Origin of the sequence: Sphingomonas jaspsi DSM 18422 (genome assembly GCF_000585415.1) — a bacterium.
Classification (GTDB): domain Bacteria; phylum Pseudomonadota; class Alphaproteobacteria; order Sphingomonadales; family Sphingomonadaceae; genus Sphingomicrobium; species Sphingomicrobium jaspsi.
The window spans coordinates 174,823-195,598 of sequence record NZ_KK073876.1; the positions used below are offsets into that span (position 1 = coordinate 174,823).

The window sequence follows — 20,776 nt, forward strand, 5'->3', positions numbered from 1 at the left end:
CTCGTCCCACTTTGGGAATCTTGGCCCCGGATCGACGCGCGACTCGGCCGCGACTCGCAGCGGCGCGCAATCGGACGTGAAACTTGCCGCCAGCCGCGCTAGCGTGTCGCCACCAAGGGGAGGTCGGATGAGAATTGCCTGCATCGGCGCAGGGCCTGCGGGGCTCTATTTCGCCATCTCGATGAAGCTGCGATGCCCCTCGCACGAGATCGTGGTGTTCGAGCGCAACGCGGAGGGCGTTACCTTTGGCTGGGGCGTGGTTTTCTCCGACCAGACGGTCGAGAACCTGATGGCCAACGACTTGGTATCCGGCCGCATCATTGCCGAAGAGTTTGCGCATTGGGACGATATCGACGTCCACATTCATGGCCAGACCGTTACCTCGCGCGGTCACGGCTTCATCGGGATCGGTCGCAAGCGGCTGCTCGAAATCCTGACCGCGCGTGCCCGTGAGCTGGGCGTCGAAATCAGGTTCGGAGAAGATTGCTCGCCTGCCCCCGAAGCCTGGGATGCGTTCGACTTGGTCATCGCTGCCGACGGCATCAACAGCCGTATCCGCGATGCCCATGCCGACCACTTCGGGGTCGATATCCAGGAGCGGGCGAACCGTTTCGTCTGGCTGGGCACGCCAAAGACGTTCGACGCGTTCACCTTCGCGTTCGAGAAGACGGAAGCCGGGTGGATCTGGGCCCACGCCTACCGCTTTGCCGACGACTGCTCGACCTTCATCGTCGAATGCAGCGAAGAGACCTGGATGAAGGCCGGCTTCGACCGCATGAGCCAGGCCGAAACCATATCCGCGTGCGAGCGAATTTTCGCCCGCTACCTCGACGGCCAGCCGTTGATCAGCAACGCTGCCCACCTTCGCGGATCGGCCGCATGGCTGAAGTTCCGGCGCATCATTTGCCAGCGCTGGGACTATGGGAAGTTCATCCTGCTTGGGGATGCCGCGCACACGGCGCATTTTTCGATCGGGTCGGGGACCAAGCTGGCGCTGGAAGACGCCATCAAACTGGCCGAAGTGCTCAGCCGCCCGGGCCTTGATCGTGCCGCCGCGCTTGGCGAGTATCAGGCCGAACGCAACCTTGAAGTGCTCAAGCTGCAGAACAGTGCGCGCAATTCCACCGAGTGGTTCGAAACGGTCGATCGCTACCTTGATTTCGAGCCTTGGCAGTTCGCTTATTCGCTGATGACCCGGTCACAGCGTATCGCACACGAAAATCTGCGCGAACGCGACGCCGATTGGCTCGCCCAGACCGAGGCGGCCTTCTGGCAGCGCGCAATCGGCGAGGCCCGGAACGCCTGGCCGATGTTCGCCCCGCTGACGTTGCGCGACATGGAAGTCGCCAACCGGATCGTCGTGTCACCGATGGCAACCTATTCGGCGATCGACGGCACGCCCGGCGACTTCCACCTCGTCCATTACGGTGCGCGGGCGCAAGGCGGCGCCGGGCTGCTGTTCACCGAGATGACCTGCGTATCCCCGCATGGACGGATCACGCCCGGCTGCACGGGGATGTATGCACCCGAACACGTAACGGGCTGGAGGCGGATCACGGATTTCGTTCACCGCTACAGCAAGGCAAACATCTGCCTGCAGCTCGGCCATTCGGGCGGCAAGGGATCGACCCAGCTGGGCTGGCAGCAGATGGACGCACCGCTGCCCGACGGCAACTGGCCCCTTATCGCCGCGTCGGACGTCGCCTGGAGTGCCGCCAACCAGCACCCCCGGCCGATGACCCGCAACGACATGGACGTGGTCCGCGACCAATTCGTGGCGTCGGTCCGCATGGCCATCGAGGCGGGCTTCGACATGATCGAACTGCACGCCGCACACGGTTACCTGTTGTCGAGCTTTATCACGCCCAAGCAGAACCGGCGAACCGATGAATATGGCGGCAGCCTCGAGAACCGCCTTCGTTTCCCGCTGGAGGTGTTCTCGGCGATGCGCGCGGCATGGCCCGCGGATCGGCCCATGTCGGTTCGCATTTCGGCGACCGACTGGGCGGGTGACGAGGGCATCACGCCAGCCGACGCCGTCCTGATAGCAGAGGTCTTCGCGCGCGCGGGCGCGGACTTGATCGATGTGTCGGCCGGGCAGACCTGGGCGGAGGCCCAGCCCACCTACGGCCGCCTGTTCCAGACCCCCTTCAGCGACAAGATCCGCAACGAGGCCAACCTCAAGACGATGGCGGTCGGCAACATCACCGAGCCTGACCAGGTCAACGCCATCCTGACCGCCGGCCGCGCTGACCTGGTTGCCTTGGGGCGGCCGCACCTCATCGACCCGATGTGGACGCTGCGCGCAGCGGCGCAAGCACAATATCGCGGCCAATATGTGCCGCCACCCTATCTCAACGGCATGGCCCAGCTAGCGCGACTGTTCGAACGCGAAGCGGAAATGAAGGCAGCCGACCTGCGCGCCTAGCGCGGCGGACAATCCAGCGGCTCGCCGACGGCCTCGATCGTCGCGCTGCGGACCGCGAAGGCCGTCCCGGATTCTGCTTCGATCTTGAGCGGAGTATCGACCGCGGTCACCGCCGCACCGGCATCGGCGAAGCAGCGCAGCGGCACCTTGACCGTCGCCAGCTTGCCCGCGGGCAGCCGGCGAAGGGCGTCGAGAAGGTTGAACGTCGCCGACCCGAACGAAATCTTGAGGGGCCCATTGCCGACGGACTGCGGCACAAGGTCCAGCCTGAGCGCAAACGCATTGTTGAGCTGGCGCGTGAAGTCGGCGGGCTTGCCGTTGATCACGACGGCCGCCGGCCCTGTCCAGGTAAACAAGCGTCCGTCTTCCTGGGCCGAGACGTCGACCGGCTTCATCGCGACCCGTCCGCCAAGGCTGGTACCAGTGGCGGAGGACACGATCGCACCCCCCGCTTGATCAGCCAGCGTAAGCGCCCACGGGCCCGCAGCACGGCCCGCGGCGATCAGGCGGTTGGTGTCGACGGTTGCGGCAACGTCGACGCCCGGGTCTTCAGACAGCGTACCGACCGATCCGGGCTTGGCGTAGCTGAGGCCATAGCCGCGTTCGAACAGCGGCTTGGAGACTGGCGAACGCGCATCGGCCGGCCATGCGAACGGCAGCCGGCCGGTAAAGTCGCGCTTCGTTGTCCCGCCGCGACGGGCAACCAGCACATCGGCGACGCCGGCACCTTGCGTGCCCGGCAACCAGGCGGCGACGAAGGCATCGGATGCGTTGATTTCGGGACTGGCGAACAGCGGGCGTCCCGACAGGAACAGCGTCACGACCGGGATGCCCGCGGCCTTGAGCTTGCGGATCATCGCCAGGTTGGTCGCGCCTTCGGGCTGGAAATCCAGCGTCGGCACGTCGCCGAGAAATTCGGCATAGGGCTTTTCTCCGATCACCACGACGGCCACATCGGGCTTGTCGGTGAAGCTGCCATCGGCCGATAGCGCGGCCTTGCCGCCGGCATCGGCGACCGCGGACGACAGCGCGGCGAAGATAGTCTGGCCATTGGGGAAATCGCCATTGGTGACGTCGGTGCCCTGCCAACTGATCGTCCAGCCGCCGGCCTGCATCGCCATATTGTCGGCGCCCGCCCCTGCCACCAGCACGCGCGCGCCCGGTTTGATCGGCAGCACCGAGCCTTGGTTCTTCAGCAGGACGAGCGACTTGGCGACCGCTTCGCGCGCGACCGCCAAATGCTGCGCCGCGCCGACTTGCGTGGGATCGAAGCGCGCAACCGGCGACCGGCCGAGCAGGCCCAGCTTCGCCTTGACGCGGAGGATGCGGCGCACGGCATCGTCCAGCCGCGCGGTAGGGATCGATCCCGCCTTCGCTTCGCGCACCAGGCTTTCGTAAAGTCCCTTCCAGCTATCGGGCGCCATGTAGAGGTCGAGGCCGGCAAGCAGCGCGTCCTTGCAGTCCGTGACGGTGCAACCCGGGATCTGGCCGTGACCGTTCCAATCGCCGACGATGAGGCCGTTGAAGCCCATGCGGCCTTTCAGCACATCGGTCAGCAACGTCCTGTTGCCGTGGTTCTTGACCCCGTTCCAGCTTGAAAAGCTGGCCATCACGGTCAGCGCGCCCGCATTGATCGCGGCCGGATAGCCTTGAGCATGCTTGGCGACGAGTTCGGCCTCACCGATCTTGGCGTCGCCTTGGTCCTTGCCCTGATCGGTGCCGCCGTCGGCGAGGAAATGCTTGGCTGTCGCCGCGACATGGTGGGGCGCCAGCCTCTTGCCCGGCACCAGGTTCCCCTGGAGTCCTCGCGTCATCGCGTCGCCATAGGCCGCGACCAGCTTGGGATCCGACGAATAGCCTTCGTAGCTGCGCCCCCAGCGAAGGTCCTGCGGGACGGCCAGCGTCGGCGCGAAGGTCCATTCGATGCCGCTGCCCGCGACTTCTGCCGCCGTCGCTTCGCCGATGCGCCGGATCAGCGCCGGATCATGCGCCGCGCCAAGGCCGATGTTGTGCGGGAAGATGGTGGCGCCCGGCAGGTTGCTGTGGCCATGCACCGCGTCGACGCCGAACAGGATTGGAATTTCCGCGCCTGCACCGCCCGGCTTGACCGAAGCAGCCCGAAACTCGCTGACCAGCCGGTGCCAGTCCGCAGCGCTCGACCGTTCGTTGCCATAGGGTCCGCTGTTGCCGCCGGCCAGGATCGACCCAAGCGGATAGGTGGCGAGATCGGCGGGCGTGATCGTGCTGATATCGGCCTGGATCAACTGGCCGACCTTCTGCTCCACCGTCATGTTCGAGAGCATCCGGTCGATGCGGCGTTCGGTCGCCGGATCGGTCAGCGCCTTCGGGCTATGCGCCGCGGGCCATTTCTTGGGATGGGCGACGGCATCGGCACCTTGCTGCGCATGACCCGTCACAGGACTGAGCGCGGTCGCGACCAACAACGACAGGCCCACGGCCCGACCCAGCTTGCCCATACTCGCATCCTCACCATTGTTAACGTTATCAATTGCACTTTGCCTGCAGCGGCGCACTTGATCAAGCGCTGCGTTTGCGGGTCACGGCGAATAGGAGAATTCCGGCTGCCAACGATAGGCCGCTCAGCAGCAGGAAAAGCCCGGAGAAGCCGAAATTCGGCACCATCGAAATGGTCAGCCACGGCATCAGCAACGACGGCGCCGTGTTGGTGAGATTGAATATGCCCAGATCGCGGCCGCGGCGCGCGGGATCCGACAGCACCCGCAACGTCTGCGCGGAATGGAGCGACAGGAAGATCGTCGAACCAAGCCCGAATATCACGTAGGAGGCAGTGGCCTGTACGGGATCGACTGCCAGCGCCATCCCGGCAAGGCCCAGCGACGCCGCCAATGCCGTCGCGATCAGCGGCAGGATCGGGCGATCGCGCCGGTCCGCCCAGCGCCCGACCGCCAGTGCCAACGGGACAGCGACACTGAGCACGATGCCGAATGTCCGCGCGATCGTCGCATCGTCGCTGCCTGGATCGACCGTCCGGAAATAATAGTAGAGATAGGCGAACAACGCCGCTTCCGAAATCTGGACCAAAAAGCGGGCTAGCCACATGCCGACGCGAAGCCCCTGCCCTCGCTTCACCGCAGGCTGTCGGTTCTGGTCCTGGCCGCTCGGTACCGCTTCGACCGGGGAGCCGACGACCAGTGCCGGCACGACGCAGACCACCACCATCAGGGCGACAATGACCAGCCGCCCGTCGGGCCCGCTGAGACCCGGGATGGTGACGATCGCGCCGGCGATCGATCCCATCGCCGGTGAAAAAGCGAGCAGCCCGCCGAGCGTGCCCAACTGCTGCGGCGGGACATGATCGGCCGCCCAGGCCGCGAGCGGCGACAGCATCATGTTGAGCGCCAACTGCCAGCACATGATGAGTAGCAGCAAATCCATCGGCTTTTTCGCCAAGGGCACTGCAAGCAGGAGCAGGACGCTGAGCAGCAACCCCGCCACGATCCACGGTTTCCGTCGCCGGCTGCGGTCGCTCAACCAGCCGAAAAGGATGCCCCCGGCACTTGCCGCCAATGCGCCAAAAAAGGTGATGATGGCCAGCCACTTCACCTTTTCATCACCGACGATCAGGGCCAGCCGGACCGGCAGCAGGATGGTGAGGAACGGTACGTAGGCGACCGCTCCGCCGGCCCAGGCAATGGCGTAGAGCCATAGGAAGGAGGCGGGCTGGTTACGGTCGGGTTGGCGCAGGAAGGTCACTTGGGCGGAGCGGTAGACTGACGCACCACCAGTTCGGCCTCCACCACGACCGGCTGATCGGGGATGGGTTCGCCCCGCTTGCGGGCAATGATCAATTCCATCGCACGCGACGCGGTCGCCGACACCGGCTGGTCGACGGCGGTCAGCGGCGGATCGACGAAGCGGACGACCGGCGTATTGTCGAAGCTGATCAGGGAGAGGTCGCGCGGAACGTCCAGCCCCAGTTCGCGCGCTACCGCCGCGCAGGCTAAAGCCATCCGGTCGTTGCTGGCGATGATCGCCGTCGGCGGCGTTGCCGAACCGAGCAGGCTGCGCGCCGCTGCCTCGCCCGATTCATAGCTGAAGTCGCCTTGCGCAAGCAGCGCATCGGTCGCAAGTCCGCGCCGCGCCATTTCGGCTTGCCATCCGCTCACGCGCCAATTGCTGAGCGAATATTCGGGCGAGCCGGCAATCATCGCGATCCGCCGGTGTCCGAGGTCGGCGAGGTGCGCGGTCGCCAGCACGGCGGCGTGCTCGTCGTCCATGGTCATGATGATCCCGCCATGCGCCTCGTTGGCGCCGATGCAGACAAATTCGATTCCCTCCGCCGCCAGCAATTCCGCGATCAGCGGGTTTTCGCTGTGCGGCGGCGTGAGGATGACGCCGTCGGGCTGCAGCGCGGCGATGGTCGCCTTCAGCTCGCGTTCGACATGGTCGCTGTGCGTGTCGACCAGCTCGAACATGAAGCGGTAGCCATATTCGGCACCCTTCAGCATGCCGCCAAGAAGCATCTGGTCGATCCAGTCGGTGCCCTGCCGTTCGCGCCAGTCGGCGATGGTGCGGTCGCGGTCGTTGAGGGCGAGCACCAGGTAGGATCGCGAGCCGCTCATCCGCTGGGCCGCCAGCGACGGCACATAGCCCAGCTTGTCGATCGACGCCTGCACGCGGCGCTGCATCTCGGGACGGACGTTGGGTTCGTTATTGATGACGCGGCTGACGGTTTGCAGCGACACACCGGCGTCGGCTGCGACATGCTTGATCGTCACGGACTGACGGCGACGTGCCATCAACATACCCCCCGCGCCGGATGCGCCGCGCGCTGTGTCGCGGTGGAATGCGCCGCGGTCAAGCGGCGCTGGCCTTGGGCGCGCCGCAATAATGCGCCACATAGTCGGCGTGCGGAGGCAGTTCGGCAACGGTCCGGGAGACCGATTCCCGGATGCCGCCGAGCAACCTCGCCAACTCCGCGTCGGTGAGTTTCCTTGCGACCGGATGATAATCGTGCGGGCGGATGCCCTGGCCCATCATGACCTGCACCCAGCTGTTTTCCTGGAACAGTTCTTCGTTGCGGCGGAACACCCGGCCCGTTTCGCGGAACAATGCGATCTTCTGGGCGAGCGTATCGGGCACGTCCATGTCGGCGACATAGCGCCAGAAGTCGCTGTCGCGGCGGTTGGTGACCTTGTAGTGCAGGATGATGAAGTCGCGGATCTGCACCATCTCCTGATGGTGCTGGTCGTTGAATTCCTGACGGTCTCGTTCGCTGACACGGCCGTTGGGCAGCATTCGCAGGATGCGCAGGATCGAACGCTGGATGAGGTGGATGCTGGTCGATTCAAGCGGCTCTAGGAATCCGCCCGCAAGCCCGACGGAAATGACATTGTGAGACCATTGCCGACGGCGTGTGCCGGCCGCGAACTTGAGATGGTTCGGCTTTGTCAGCACATCGCCTTCAAGATTGCCAAGCAGGCGTTCGAGCGCCTTGTCGTCGTCGAGATAGCGGCTGGAATAGACGAGGCCGTTGCCGACGCGGTGCTGCAAGGGGATGCGCCATTGCCACCCGGCATCGTGCGCCATCGCACGGGTAAAGGGCACCGGCGGGCGGACCGCCGAGGTCTGGAGCGCGATGGCGCGGTCGCAGGGCAACCAGTGCGTCCAGTCTTCGAACGCGCTGCCCAGCGTCTGGCCGATCAACAGGGCCCGGAAGCCCGTGCAATCGATGAAAAGGTCGCCCTCCACCCGCTCGCCGCTGTCGAGCAGGAGGCCGGTGACATCCCCGCTCTCGCTATCCTGTTCGACCGTGGCGATGCGGCCTTCCTGCCGCATGACGCCTTCCTTTTCCGCCAGGGAGCGCAGGAAGCGGGCATAGGCGGTCGCATCGAGCTGGAAGGCGTAATTCAAGCCATTGTCCTTGAGGTGCGCGAAGCGGCTCGCCCCTGCCGCCTTCAGCTCCAGACAATAGTCGTCGTAGGGTTCGTTGTGCCCGCGCTGCAGCCCGTCGAGCCAGAAATGCTGGAACCCGGCGGTCCAATGATCCTTGCCGGTGGTTCCGAAACTGTGGAAGTAGCTTTCGCCCACGTCCTTCCAGTTATCGAACTGGATGCCGAGTTTGAACGCGGCGTTGGTCGCGCGCATGAATTCGGCTTCGTTGATGCCGAGCAGCGTGTTGAAATTGACCAGCGGCGGGATCGTGCTTTCGCCGACTCCCACCGTCCCGATCGCGTCCGATTCCACCAACTTGATCTCGGCCAGGCGGCCCAGCGTCTTGCCGAACGCGGCGGCGGTCATCCAGCCGGCGGTTCCCCCGCCGACGATGACGATCCGACGATAGGGCCAGCCGGTCATTGCGATAGTCTCCTGAGCAGATAGTGGCGCAGCTTCTGCGCCTGTTGGGCATCGAGCGGCGCAAGGATGCCGCGCGCATTGTCGGGCAGATGATCGGCGTTCGAGCGATCGTCGGCGAACACATAATGATCGAACATCGCCTGCCACTGGCGGCGCGACGCCGGCGGCAAATCGCGGACGGCCAGGATGGCGTGGTAGAGGGCATCTTCAGGATGCCCGAGCCAGCGCGGCTCGTCGTTCCACCAATAGTTGACGAGCACGTTGAAGGGATCGAGCCCTTCGACATGATGGTACCAAAGCGCCGGGATGAACAAGGCGTCGCCAGCCGCCAGCTCTGCGACCATCGCCGAGTCCAGCGCATCGCGAAACCGCGGAAACCGTTCGAAATCCGGGTCGGCGAAATCGACCATGCTCACTGGCCGTCCGCCGGGCGAATGGTCGAGCGGACCCAAGTAAAGATTGGCGAACTGGCCGGGCGGGAACAGGATGAAGCGGCGGCGACCCACAGCCGCGACGGCAACATTGTTGGCCACGTCGTTGTGCGCCGCGACGCGCGTCCGGCCGCCGATCCAGATGCCGTCGCGCGTCGACCGTCCGCCGAGCTGAAGTGCGTTGTCATCTTCGAACCCGTCGAAGAACGCTGCGATGTCGATCGAGGGCATGTAGAGCAGCGGCGGCGAAGGCATCGCCTCGGCCTTGTCGATCAAGGCAAAAGCCTCGGCAAGGGGCAGCCTTCGATCCTCGAAATTGAGCGCCATCGCGTCGTCGTAGAAAATGCGGTTTTCGCCCGGCGGACCAATTTGCAATTCGAACAGCCGGTCGCGGGCATAGCCTAGCAAATGGGACCGGGCGGCGGCGGGGCCATCCTTGCCGGCAACCACCAACGGCCAGTCCGCTGCGATTCCTCGCATGACGAACGGGCGGTCCGCCCCGGCCAGGCGCGCGTCGAGGTCGGGCCCGGCTACCTGCGCTTCCGCAATGCGCGGAAGGTCGGCAACGAGGGACGCGACAGCCCCCATCGGCTAGCGGCGATTCCGCCGGTCGACGAGCGACGGCATGTTGGCGAGCGACGCCAGCGCCATGAACATCGGCATCAGATGGCCTTCGCGGTGAAGCTCGGCCACCGCCCCGTCTTCCAGTTCCTGCAGCCGATCCTCGTTGATGAGGTGGTAGCCGACCAACCGGTTTTCGGTGCCGTCGTCAAGCGTGATGTCGAGCGCGAACGGCTCGAGCAGTTGATGTCGCTCGAGCGCGTCGAAAAAGCCACGGCTGGCGCGCACCCCGACGTTCAACTGGTCGAGCATGTCGCTGACCTTTTCGAGGTAGCGGGTCGGTTTGCCGTCATCCTCGAAGACCCGCATGCCTTCGGGGTCGCCGACCCGGGGATGGTCAAGATCGATGTGGATTTGCGCCGGGGCGTCCGGATCGGCGGCGCGACCGATCAGGAACGGCTGGATGGCAAGCGCCATCGGACGATATCGCGCCGTCCAGCGACCCTCTTCGAAGTACAGGTTGTCACCCTGTTCGAACCCCATCAGCACCAGCGCGTGGAATCGGCCGCTTTCGGGATCGCGCTGGAACAGGATCGGGAATTCATTCTGCACCCGGCGGAATTCCAGCGGGACGGTGAAGCAGCTCATCACCTGGTCGCCCAGCGCCTCGCTTGGCGTGCCGAGGACCCTGAGGTCGCGATGGTCGGCAGGGTTGACCGGAACATGGGTCGTCAACGTCATTCTCCTCAGGCGCGGCGGCGAAGCGGCTCGGCCGCCAGCGCATCCAGATAGGCTCGATTGGTCGGCAGCGCAGCCAGCAATGCACGTTCTTTCTGGCGGAGCGCGGCGATTTGTCCGACGACCCGTGCGTCGGGCTGCGGCAAGCGGCCCTCCGTCCGTCCGCCCATGCCGTAATAGACGAACTGGTAGCTCGCAGCCGGAAACATTTCCTGTGCCAGTGCAAAGTCGAGATGGCTTGGCGGCTGGTCCTTCCACAACTGCATCAGGGAGGCCAGCCGATCGGGCACCGTCGCGGCATCGCGCTGCGCGCGCCAATAGGGCTGGTCGCGCTCGCTTAGGACATAATGAAGCTTGAGGAATTCGACGATCGAATCCCAACGCGCGCGGAACGTGCGGTTGAACCGATCGGAAAGCGCCGACAACGGGGCGGTGCTCGACGGGAAGCCGTCGGTCAGCATGTCGAGCGACGCTTCGATCAGCACGATCGCCGATGCTTCCAACGGTTCGACGAAGCCGGCGCTCAAGCCGACGGCAACGCAATTGCCGATCCAGAAACGTTCGCGGTGGCCGGTCGGGAATTTGATCAGACGCGGCTCGGCAAGCTCTGCCCCGCCGACACGGTCTGCGACATATGTACGCAGCGTCCGGAGCGCAGCCTCATCGTCGAGGAAGGCCGAGGAATAGACGCAGCCAACGCCGCGGCGCGTCGGTAGGCCGATGTCCCATATCCATCCTGCGTCGTGGGCAGTGGCAACCGTCGCCGAAGCGATCGGTGCGTCGGGCGCGGTCGCGACCTGGACGGCGAGCGCCCGGTCGTTGAGCATCACGTTCGACCGGTCGACCCAGCCCGACCCCAGATGGCGATCGATCAACAGCGCGGCGAACCCGGTGCAATCGATGAAGAAATCCGCTGCGATCGCTTCGCCGTCCGACGTGACGACCGCGTCGATACGGTCGCCTTCGCGCTGAACGCTCGCAATCCTTGCGCGTCGGTGTTCCACCCCTAACCGATCCACGGCATGCTGCGTCAGCATGGCCGCGAACTTCCCGGCGTCGAGGTGGTAGCCGTAATTGAGCGCCCCGGCGTAGGGCCCCATCGACCGCTGGCGTGGCGCCAGTCCTGCTGCCACCACCGCGTCCTGACTGGTCATGGTTGCTGCGAACAAGCCGCTGCCCGTCGCTTGCCACGCGGCCAGCAACTGACGAGCGTCGTCGGTTTCCGGCGGGGTCGTGAAGGGATGGAGATATTCGTCGTCGCCGCCGCGCCAACCGCGAAAAAGCGACCCCTGCTTGAACGAGGCGTCGCACGCGGTGAGGAAGTGGGCTTCGTCGATACCCACGCGGCGCAGCGTCTCGCGCATGGTGGGCCAAGTGCCCTCACCGACACCGATGGTCGGCGTATCGGGATCTTCGACCAGGGTAACGTGGGAGTCGAAGCCTTCATCGCGGGCCCATGCGGCGAGGCGGCAGGCCGACAACCATCCTGCCGTTCCGCCGCCTGCAATCAGGATTTTCGCAATTGGCCTTTCCACCTCGGCCACATTCTTTCCTTCGTCCCGATGAGTTCCCGGCTGGCCAGAGTGACGGGTCGGGAAGACCCTGATCACTCTGGCACGGGAAGAACCGGATCGAAACCCCAGTTACGCTCCTAGAAAGAGTAGCGCAGGCCCAGAGCGTAGCGGGCGTAGCCCGGGATCACGAACGTGACGTTGTTCGTGGTCCGCGAATAGCCGCGACGGTTGCTGCCGGTGAGGTTGATGCCTTCGGCGAAGACCGTGAGGCCCTTGCGGAACTCATAGCTCGCGCTCGCATCGACCTGGCCATAGGCTTCGACATAGCTCGGATCCTGGCCGTAGCCCGACAGGAACTTGTCGCGCCAGTTGTAGGCGACACGCGCCTGGAACCCGTTCTTGTCGTAGAACAGCACGGCGTTGGCGCTGTCCGACAGGCCCGAAATCGCAAACTGCGGCGAGCCCACCGGCAGGCTGTTGTCGAACTTGCCGCCGCCACGAACGCGGGTGTAGTTCAGGATCACGCCGAAGCCGGTGTCCCAGAAGCTGTGCTGGATAGCCGCTTCGATGCCGTGGAGCTTCTGAATGATGTCGCCGTTGACCTGCGTCGACAACTGAAAGTTGATCAGCGGATCTTCCGGCAGCGCAAAGATGTCGCCGGTCGTGTGACCTTGGCTGTCGGTGCCGGTGGCATTGGTCGAACCCGGATAGTTGGCGAAGATGTAGTCGCGGATCTGTTCCGACGTTGCGCCCGCACCGAGGGCCGCCACGGCCGCCAGGTAGCGCGGACCGCCGATCGGCGTCCTCAAACCGGCCAGGTTGGTGCTGGTCACTTGGTCAAAGATGAAGTTGCTGACCCGCTTGCGGAAGTAGCCGAGCGACACGTAGCTCGCCGGGCCGTAATACCATTCGGCCGACAGGTCGATGTTCTTCGACTTGTAGGGCAGCAGGCCCGGGTTGCCCGCCGAGGCGAGGCCGCCGGTGGCGCGCAGTTCGTTGTAGGTGAGCGCGCCCATCTGCGAATAGTTCGGCCGGGCGATCGTGTGGCTGTACGACGCACGAAGCTTCACGTCCTTGATCGGCGACATGTCGAAGTCGACGTTCGGCAGCCATTCCTTGTAGCTGCCCTTCAGCGAAGCAGCACTAGCGTTGTTGCCGTAGAGGAACGAGAATTCGTTGGCCGAAACCCATGCCGTATTGTCTGGCGTCTGCGAAAGGCCCGTCGAATTGATCCGGGTCTTCTCATAGCGCAGACCGAGCGTCAGGTGCGCCGGATTGCCGAACAGGTCGAACTTGTTGTTCAGCTGAACGTAGGGCGCCAGCGTGCGCTCCTTAATCCGGCTGTCGACGCGGGTATAATCGGCAAGACAGGTCGGACCGCCGTTGCAGGCGCCGAAGGTTTCAATGAACGTCTTAGTCAGTGCATCGGTGTCGAAGTAGAGGAACGCCGGCAGGATGTCGCCGTTCGCGCCCTTCAGCCCACCGAACAGGTCCGACGTCTTGATGGACGAGAAGATGTCATCTGGGACGTAGTAGGAAAGCGGCGGATTGCCGGCCGCCGGCACCAGCGGCTGCGCGCCGCCCCACGAAGCCTGTTCGAACACGCCGAACGCCGAACGCACGCCATTGTCGGTATAGGACACGCCGAAATCGAGGCTATCGAGGAAGCTGGTGTCGAAATCGTAACGGCCGCGGCCCTGAGCCTGCCAGATTTCGTCGCGGAAATAGCCGTTGCGATAGGAGTTGCCCGTCGCGAAATAGCCGGCCGGGTCGAGCGTATCGACACCGGTCGCTTCGTTATAGTTGATCTGCGGCAGGTAGGTGGTGAAGTCGATCCGCTTTTGCGTCGCGCCGAAGATGGCGGCCTGGACCGACTGGCTCGACCCATATTTGCTGGCCGGCAGCGAACGCGCAGTCGAACGGTGTCCGTCGAATTCCAGCGTCAGGCGGTCGGTCGGTTCCCACTTGGCGTTGAGGCCGAGCGAGTTGTTGAGGTTCTTGTTGGCCGTTTTCGCGCCTTCCAGCGCGATGTCGGTCGGCGACGCATAGTCGTCCTGGAAGTACAGCGGCGGTGCCGGATTGCCCTTGTCCCAGCCGCTGCTGAGCGCCGCACGCGCGAACCACAGGCCGACGCGATGCTTGTCGGCACGGACCTTGTTACGGCTGTGCGTGAAGTCGACGGTGAAGGTCAAGTTGTCGACCGGGCGAACCTGCAGCGTGGCCTGGCCGTTGATCCGCTGACGGTCGAGATCCATGAACGAATAGCCCATGGTGATCGGGGTCTGGACCACGGCGCCATCGTCCGGCGCGGGGTTGGCATTGCCATAGGCCCAGCTGCCGCCAGGCGCCTGGACGGTCGCCCACGATTGATAGAGCACGTCGGCCGCATTTTCGGTCGACTTGCGGCGCTGGTAGCTGCCCGAAATGGCGATCCCGACCTTGCCGTCGGCAAAGGTGTCACTGAACACGCCCGACAGTTCCGGCGCTGCCTTCGACCCTTCGCGGCGAGAGGAATCATAGACGCCCTTGACCGAGAAGCTGCCCTTGCGACCCGGCGCATCGAGCGGGCGCGTGGTCTTGATGTTGATCAGCGAGCCGATGCCGCCCGAAGGAACGGTCGCACGGCCCGACTTGTAGACTTCGAGGCCGGCAATGCCTTCAGAAGCGAGGTTGCCGAAGTCGAACGCACGGCTCGACGGCGCGCTCACGCCGTCGCCCAGGGTCGAGGTCGGCATCTGGCGGCCATTGAGCGTGACGAGGTTGAATTCCGGACCGAAGCCGCGGACCGTGACATACTGGCCTTCGCCGTTGGCGCGGTCGATCGACACGCCTGTGACGCGCTGCAGCGATTCGGCGAGGTTGGAGTCGGGGAATTTGCCGATGTCTTCGGCCGAAATCGCATCGACGATGCCCTGCGCGTTGCGCTTGACGTTCTGCGCGCTGCGGAGCGAGGCGCGGATGCCGGTGACGACGATGTCCTGGCTCGACGATTCCGGCGCCGGCGCCGCGGTGGCGTTATCGCCTTCAGCGGCCTGATCTTGCGCATAAGCGGCCTGAGGCGCCACCAGCGCCAGCATCGAGACACCGATTGCCAACCCGGCCAGCGAACGCTCGCGAATCACGGACATTAAACCCCTCCCTAATTTGATCGCGTCTATGGCGATTTGGCTTGGTGATGATTGTGAACGTTCACTTTGTCAACGCGCCGTAACATTCTCGCAGTGCATTGGGCGTGCACTGTTGCGCCAATAGCGCACCTCTTTCAAATGCGTCGGACGCGCGGTTGTTTGGCCGCATGGTCGTGATGACTGCGTCATTTTCACATCACTTTGAAGCAAAAGCATCGGACATCCGGCTATTCGAATTTTCGCGATGGAATTGGAACGACGTTCTGCCATTCATCGCGCACCCAGTTTTGGTATCAGGGGGAATATTGATGAAATCTGTTAATGGTCTTGCGGTCGCTGTTGCCGCCATCATGCTTAGCGGCTGCGCCACCGTCATGAACGGGACCAAGGTCGACTATGAAACCAAGTCGGAGCCCAACGGCGCCACGGTGAAGTTCTCGAACGGGTCGACCTGCACCACGCCGTGCACGCTCAACCTGCGCCGCAAGGACGATCTTCGCGCCGACATCAGCCTTGCCGGGTACAAGCCGACCTACGTGCTGATCCAGTCGAAGCTCGGCGGCCAGTCGTTCGGCAACATCATCCTTGGCGGCGGCGTCGGCGCCATCGTCGATGGTGCCAACGGTTCGTCCAACCGCCTTTATCCGCGTCCGCTGATCGTCCGCCTGGCGCCCGAAGGCTCGAGCGGCGAAGCCGTGCTGCTCGACGCCAAGGGCAATGTCGTGTCGACCGTCAAGGCGCACAACGACAAGGTTCGCGTCGACGTCGCCAAGACGATCGGCCCGAAGCTGGCTGGCCTCGAAGACCCGCAATAAGCCGGCTTGAGGTTTTGAGGGGGCGGGGTGCCGATCGGCGCCCCGCCCTTTTCGTTGTTTGCAGAACCTGCGGCCCATCCGTGCGCCGCTGTCGCAGGCCGGTAACCGTCAGTCGGGCAGGGGCGAATGGACGGGACAGGAGATGCTGATGATCCGGTCCATAGCCCTGACGACGTTAATCGGCGCCGCTGCGCTCGGCGCTAGCTTGAAAAGCCAAAATGCCGGCCCAGTGAAAACTGCCAGCAGTTCTGGTGGCCTGAGCGTGATCGAGCTTTATGAAAGCCAGGGGTGCAGCAGTTGTCCCCCGGCGATCCGCAATGCCAACGCGCTGGCCGATCGCAAGGACATGCTGGTCCTGACCTTTTCGGTGACCTACTGGGACTATCTGGGGTGGAAGGACATATATGGCCAACCCGCTTTTACCCAGCGCCAGCACGACTACGCCAACGGCTCGGGTCGCTCGCGGGTCTCCACTCCGCAGATGATCATTAATGGGCGGACCGCGCTGGTCGGCGACCGCCCGGACGAAATCCGCGCAGACCTTGCCAAGACCGGCCGTATCCCGACCTTGTCCGTGACAAGTACCAACCCCGGCACCATTAGCCTGCGGTCGAGCGGCAAGCCGCAAGGGCGGTCGGACGTCTGGCTCGTCCGCTACGATCCTCACAGCCTCAATGTGCCCATCCGATCGGGCGAAAACGCCGGCCGCACGATCGCGCATCGGAACGTGGTATTCGGTCTCAAGAGGCTGGGCGGATGGGACGGTTCCGCCCGGACGTTCGATGTTCCTGCGGCAGGTCGACCCGGCCTCGCCGAAGCGATCCTCGTGCAAGCACCAAACGGCGGACCGCTGCTGGCGGCGGCGAAGCTCTAAGGCAATCGAAAAGAAAGGTGGCGGAGACGGAGGGATTCGAACCCTCGATACAGTTTCCCGTATGACGCTTTAGCAAAGCGTTGGTTTCAGCCACTCACCCACGTCTCCGCAGCGGCATCGGCGCGGGCTGTAGCCTAGGCTTTTTCAAGGTTCAACCGCCCTTGTCGAACAAAGTGAACCGCCAATGCCGTTGTAGACGTGAAACGAAATCCAACGTCGAACATTGTACCGGTGTTACAGGGGATGCCGACGATGTCAGATGTTCTGGATAGCCGCACGATGGATCGGCTCGAACAGGCCTATAGCGACAACAGACTGCTGGCGACCTTTCCGGACGATCTGCGTGGCGCGCTCGACGGGCGCCTCGAGGTTATCGACCTGGACGTCGGCGACGTCGTGCTCCGCCGCGGCCAGCAGGTATCCTACTCGACCTTCCCGGTCGGCCCGACGATGGTGTCGCTGATCGTCGACCTCGAGGACGGTCGGTCGGTCGAAGTGGCGTCGATCGGCCGCGAGGGCGCGGTCGGCGGGATCATCAGCTGCGGCAACATCCCTGCCTTTTCGCGTGCCGAGACGATGGTCGCAGGGCCCGCGGTGCGCGTCCCGCTCGACGTCGTGGAGGAAGCCAAGTCGGGTTCGGGCCACCTGCGCAACCTGTTCTGCCGCTACGCCGACTATCTGCTGGCCCAGATCATGCAGACCGTCGCCTGCAACAGCTTCCACCCGATCGAGGCGCGCGCCGCGCGTTGGCTGCTGACCGCGATGGACCGGGCCGGCAGCCGGCTCGAGCTGACGCAGGAATCGCTGGCCGGGCTGCTGGGGGTTCAGCGCACGACGGTCAATGCCGTCGCCAGGCAGTTGCAGGACGACGGGCTGATCAGCACCCGTCGCGGCGTCATCCATGTGCATGACCGCGAAGGGCTCGAGCGCATCTCTTGCGAATGCTACGACCGGGTCGAGCATTTCTTCGGTGACATGATCGGGCCGGGCGGCACCGGCCGCGGTCGAGGCTGCGACTAGTCCTGGATGCGCCAGCCGAAGGCCGAGCCCGCGCCATAAGGCACCACCTCGCCTATCCGATCGGGCACGATTTCCCCGCCACGCACCAGCGTCATCAGTTCATCGTTGATCGGCAGGCCGTAAAAGGCCGGCCCGTTCAGGCTGGCGAATGCCTCCAGCCGGTCGAGGGCGCCATCCTCGTCGAATACCTGGGCATAGGCTTCGATCGCGAACGGCGCGTTGAACAGGCCGGCGCAGCCACAGCTCGATTCTTTGGCGCCCACCACATGCGGCGCGCTGTCGGTGCCGAGGAAGAACTTCGGATTGCCGCTGACTGCCGCGGCCCGAACGGCCAGGCGATGCTCCTCGCGCTTCACCACCGGCAGGCAGTAGGCGTGAGGCCGCAGCCCGCCCTGGAACAGCGCATTGCGGTTGAGCATCAGGTGCTGCGGGGTGATGGTGGCGCCGACATTGGCGGGCGCATCGGCGACGAACTGCGCGGCCTGCTTGGTGGTGATATGCTCGAACACCACCTTCAAATCGGGGAAGTCGTGGACCAGCGACGCGAGCACGCGGTCGATGAACACCGCTTCGCGATCGAACACGTCGACGTCGTGGCTCGTAACCTCGCCATGGACGAGCAGCGGCATGCCGATCGCCTGCATCCGTTCCAGCGCCGCCCAGATGTTGCGGATGTCGGTGACGCCGCTATCGCTGTTGGTGGTCGCGCCCGCCGGATAGAGCTTGGCCGCGACCCACACCCGTTCGGCATGGCCGCGCGCCAGCTCGTCGCCGCTGGCCTTGTCGGTGAGGTAGCAGGTCATCAGCGGCGTAAAGCCCTCACCTGCTGCCGCGACGATCCGGTCGCGGTAAGCCGAGGCCTGTTCGACGGTCGTGACCGGCGGGACGAGGTTGGGCATGACGATGGCGCGCGCGAACTGGCGCGCGGTATAGGGCGCGACAAGCTGCAGCATCTCGCCGTCACGAAGATGCACATGCCAGTCGTCGGGCCGGCGGATGGTGATTGTATCGGTCACGCGGGCTCCTTAGCTAAAGGGCATGGCCGCGACTACCCTCACCGACCGCGCAATCATCCGCCTTAACGGCGAGGACGTTCGTGGCTTCCTGCAGGGCCTCGTCACCAGCGACGTCACGAAGGCGCTTCCGGTCTGGGCAGGATTGCTCACGCCCCAGGGCAAATGCCTGTTCGACTTCATCGTCTGGGCCGACGGCGACGACCTGCTGATCGATTGCGAAGCGGAGCAGGCCGACGCGCTGGCGAAGCGGCTGACCATGTATCGCCTTCGCCGCCCGATCACGATCGCGCGCGATGACAGCGTCGCCGTTCATTGGACGAAGGACAGCGGCGATCCCGGCGTGTCCGATCCGCGCTTGTTTGACTTGGGTTGGCGATGGCTCGGCCCCGCCGACGAAGCCGCGACCGGTTGGCTGGAACATCGCCTGCGCCTCGGCGTGTGCGAAGGCGCGGCGGAACTGGGCGACCTGCTCTGGCTCGAATGCAACGCGGTCGAGCTGAACGGCGTCAGCTTCACCAAGGGCTGCTTCGTCGGGCAGGAGAACACCGCGCGGATGAATTGGCGGCAGAAGGTCAATCGGCGGCTGGTCGTGGTCGAAGGCGATGGCGGCGAGCGCACACGCATCGCCTATCCCGACCTGGGCCTGTCGGTCGTCCACTCCCGCGTGGACGATATTCCTGCTAATGCCATCCGGCCCGACTGGCTTCAGACGACCGCGTAAGCGCGGACGGGGAAGGTCCCCATCCCTTTGACCTTGGGCGGCACCGCGTGGAAGCGGAAGCCGCTGTCGGGTAGCGTCGTGAGGTTGGTCATATGCTCGCCGATTGGGATGTCGGCGCCCAGCAATGTCGTGTGCACCGGTCGCGCGCGCGTTCGCGTATCGTCGATATTGTGACTGTCGATCCCGACGAAGGCGGCGCCATTGGCCGCCAGCCAGTCGGCCGCTTCGGGCGTCAGATAGGGGTCGTTGCCGTAGTAAGTTTCGGTTTGCCAATGTACGTCCCATCCGGTGGCGACGAGCACTGCCTTGCCGCGCACGTCGAGCCCTTCGAACGCCGCGACGTCGACCGCCAGCCTCTGCTCGAACGGGGCGCGCACCAGCACCCCTTCAAGGTCGGCGAGCGAGGCGAGTGGAAGCTCGCTCAAGTCCTTGCCGTCAGCATAGCGATGGAACGGGCTGTCGACGTAGGTGCCGGTGTTGGCGACCATGTCGATGCGGCCGATCTGGAAGGTCGAGCCGTCGTCATAATTGGCCGCCGACGCCTCGCGCGTCCAATAGTCGCACAGGTGCGGACCGGGCAGGCCCTTGAAGGTGACCATGCCCTCTTCGATCACATGACTCAGATCGACGAGCTTACTCGACATTGGTCCCGTGCCTTTCGACCATTTGTGCAACCAGCTTCTGGTACTTCTCGCTGTGAGCGTCGGCGCGCCGTCCGTCTTTCGGTGGCGGGATGCGGACCGTCTTGGTCAGCCACGGCAAGCCGAAGCGCTTCAGGTCGTCGGCAATCTCTGCAGCGACCGCCGCACAGTCGGCATCGTCGCCCCCATCATAGCTGTACCAAAGGTCGCCGCGCACTTCGGTCAGATCGCCGATGCGCTTCATGCTTCCCGGAGCGACAAGCATCGCGACACCCTCTTCGCCTTCGAAACGCCGCATCATGCGACGCTCTCGCGATTGCAGGTCCCCATCGAACGGCGCCATGAGGCTCGACAAAGTCACTGTCATCTGGCTCGCGCGGGTGACGTTGTAGCGGGACTGCTGGAACTGGACGCCGTCGACGCGACGACCGCGGTGGCGAAGCCAGGTGCGCGACCCCTTGGGCTTGAAACCGGCTTCCTTGAGGATCGAACCCACCTTGTCGTCGAGGGCCAGCTGGATTGCGCTCTTCTTGGCCACGGTCGCTTCCTC

Annotated in this window: 16 protein-coding genes and 1 tRNA gene; 5 read left to right on the forward strand and 12 right to left on the reverse strand. The window is 64.6% G+C overall.

From position 1 onward, the window contains the following. Positions 1–127 precede the first annotated feature (127 nt). Complete coding sequence (locus G570_RS00865) at positions 128–2,428, forward strand: bifunctional salicylyl-CoA 5-hydroxylase/oxidoreductase (protein WP_037498157.1); 2,301 nt, start codon at positions 128–130, stop codon at positions 2,426–2,428. On the opposite strand, the gene G570_RS00870 is transcribed toward G570_RS00865, so the two are convergent. The 8 genes from G570_RS00870 to G570_RS00905 form a co-directional block, all read right to left on the reverse strand. Further along, a complete protein-coding gene (locus tag G570_RS00870) occupies positions 2,425–4,905 on the reverse strand; it encodes a glycoside hydrolase family 3 protein (protein WP_037498158.1) in 2,481 nt (826 codons plus the stop codon). The two genes, G570_RS00865 and G570_RS00870, sit on opposite strands and share 4 nt — an antisense overlap. 61 nt (positions 4,906–4,966) lie before the next feature. Then, positions 4,967–6,163: an MFS transporter gene (locus G570_RS00875; RefSeq protein ID WP_245600230.1), complete on the reverse strand. Its 1,197-nt coding sequence runs from the start codon at positions 6,161–6,163 to the stop codon at positions 4,967–4,969. Continuing rightward, on the reverse strand, positions 6,160–7,209 hold the full coding sequence (locus tag G570_RS00880) for a LacI family DNA-binding transcriptional regulator (RefSeq protein WP_084607409.1): 1,050 nt from the start codon (positions 7,207–7,209) through the stop codon (positions 6,160–6,162). Before G570_RS00880 ends, G570_RS00875 begins: the two co-directional genes overlap by 4 nt. A 58-nt stretch (positions 7,210–7,267) precedes the next feature. Continuing rightward, on the reverse strand, positions 7,268–8,767 hold the full coding sequence (locus G570_RS00885) for a tryptophan halogenase family protein (protein ID WP_037498165.1): 1,500 nt from the start codon (positions 8,765–8,767) through the stop codon (positions 7,268–7,270). Further along, the gene (locus G570_RS00890) at positions 8,764–9,786 is read right to left on the reverse strand and encodes a cupin-like domain-containing protein (RefSeq protein WP_037498167.1); all 1,023 of its coding nucleotides are present in this window, start codon (positions 9,784–9,786) and stop codon (positions 8,764–8,766) included. Before G570_RS00890 ends, G570_RS00885 begins: the two co-directional genes overlap by 4 nt. Before the next feature lie 3 nt (positions 9,787–9,789). Continuing rightward, positions 9,790–10,500: a SapC family protein gene (locus G570_RS00895; protein WP_037498169.1), complete on the reverse strand. Its 711-nt coding sequence runs from the start codon at positions 10,498–10,500 to the stop codon at positions 9,790–9,792. 5 nt (positions 10,501–10,505) lie between these two features. Beyond that, positions 10,506–12,041 carry a tryptophan halogenase family protein gene (locus G570_RS00900; RefSeq protein WP_245600231.1) on the reverse strand — a complete coding sequence of 512 codons (1,536 nt, stop codon included), beginning with the start codon at positions 12,039–12,041 and terminating at the stop codon, positions 10,506–10,508. A gap of 107 nt (positions 12,042–12,148) precedes the next feature. Beyond that, positions 12,149–15,139 (reverse strand): TonB-dependent receptor, encoded by a 2,991-nt coding sequence (locus G570_RS00905; protein WP_037498171.1) that lies wholly within the window; start codon positions 15,137–15,139, stop codon positions 12,149–12,151. Positions 15,140–15,447: 308 nt separating this feature from the next. On the opposite strand from G570_RS00905, the gene G570_RS00910 reads away from it, so the two are divergent. Further along, positions 15,448–15,954, forward strand: coding sequence for a hypothetical protein (locus G570_RS00910; RefSeq protein WP_051503902.1), 507 nt, complete (start codon positions 15,448–15,450; stop codon positions 15,952–15,954). 229 nt (positions 15,955–16,183) lie between these two features. After that, a complete protein-coding gene (locus G570_RS00915; protein WP_169731714.1) occupies positions 16,184–16,828 on the forward strand; it encodes a DUF1223 domain-containing protein in 645 nt (214 codons plus the stop codon). An 18-nt stretch (positions 16,829–16,846) separates the two neighbouring features. On the opposite strand, the gene G570_RS00920 is transcribed toward G570_RS00915, so the two are convergent. Beyond that, positions 16,847–16,936, reverse strand: a tRNA-Ser gene (locus G570_RS00920). A gap of 144 nt (positions 16,937–17,080) precedes the next feature. Between G570_RS00920 and G570_RS00925 the strand changes: the two genes are divergently transcribed. Then, a complete protein-coding gene (locus tag G570_RS00925; protein WP_169731715.1) occupies positions 17,081–17,848 on the forward strand; it encodes a Crp/Fnr family transcriptional regulator in 768 nt (255 codons plus the stop codon). Here the strand turns inward: G570_RS00925 and pyrC are convergent. Further along, the gene (gene pyrC, locus G570_RS00930) at positions 17,845–18,864 is read right to left on the reverse strand and encodes a dihydroorotase (protein ID WP_037498172.1); all 1,020 of its coding nucleotides are present in this window, start codon (positions 18,862–18,864) and stop codon (positions 17,845–17,847) included. The genes G570_RS00925 and pyrC overlap by 4 nt on opposite strands. 22 nt (positions 18,865–18,886) lie before the next feature. Between pyrC and ygfZ the strand changes: the two genes are divergently transcribed. Next, positions 18,887–19,585 carry a CAF17-like 4Fe-4S cluster assembly/insertion protein YgfZ gene (ygfZ, locus tag G570_RS00935; protein WP_037498174.1) on the forward strand — a complete coding sequence of 233 codons (699 nt, stop codon included), beginning with the start codon at positions 18,887–18,889 and terminating at the stop codon, positions 19,583–19,585. Here the strand turns inward: ygfZ and G570_RS00940 are convergent. Together G570_RS00940 and G570_RS00945 are read right to left on the reverse strand one after the other, a co-directional pair. Next, the gene (locus G570_RS00940) at positions 19,570–20,229 is read right to left on the reverse strand and encodes a cyclase family protein (RefSeq protein ID WP_037498176.1); all 660 of its coding nucleotides are present in this window, start codon (positions 20,227–20,229) and stop codon (positions 19,570–19,572) included. The two genes, ygfZ and G570_RS00940, sit on opposite strands and share 16 nt — an antisense overlap. After that, positions 20,219–20,764, reverse strand: coding sequence for a DUF4304 domain-containing protein (locus G570_RS00945; RefSeq protein WP_037498177.1), 546 nt, complete (start codon positions 20,762–20,764; stop codon positions 20,219–20,221). The genes G570_RS00940 and G570_RS00945 overlap by 11 nt, the downstream gene beginning before the upstream one ends. Positions 20,765–20,776 lie beyond the last annotated feature (12 nt).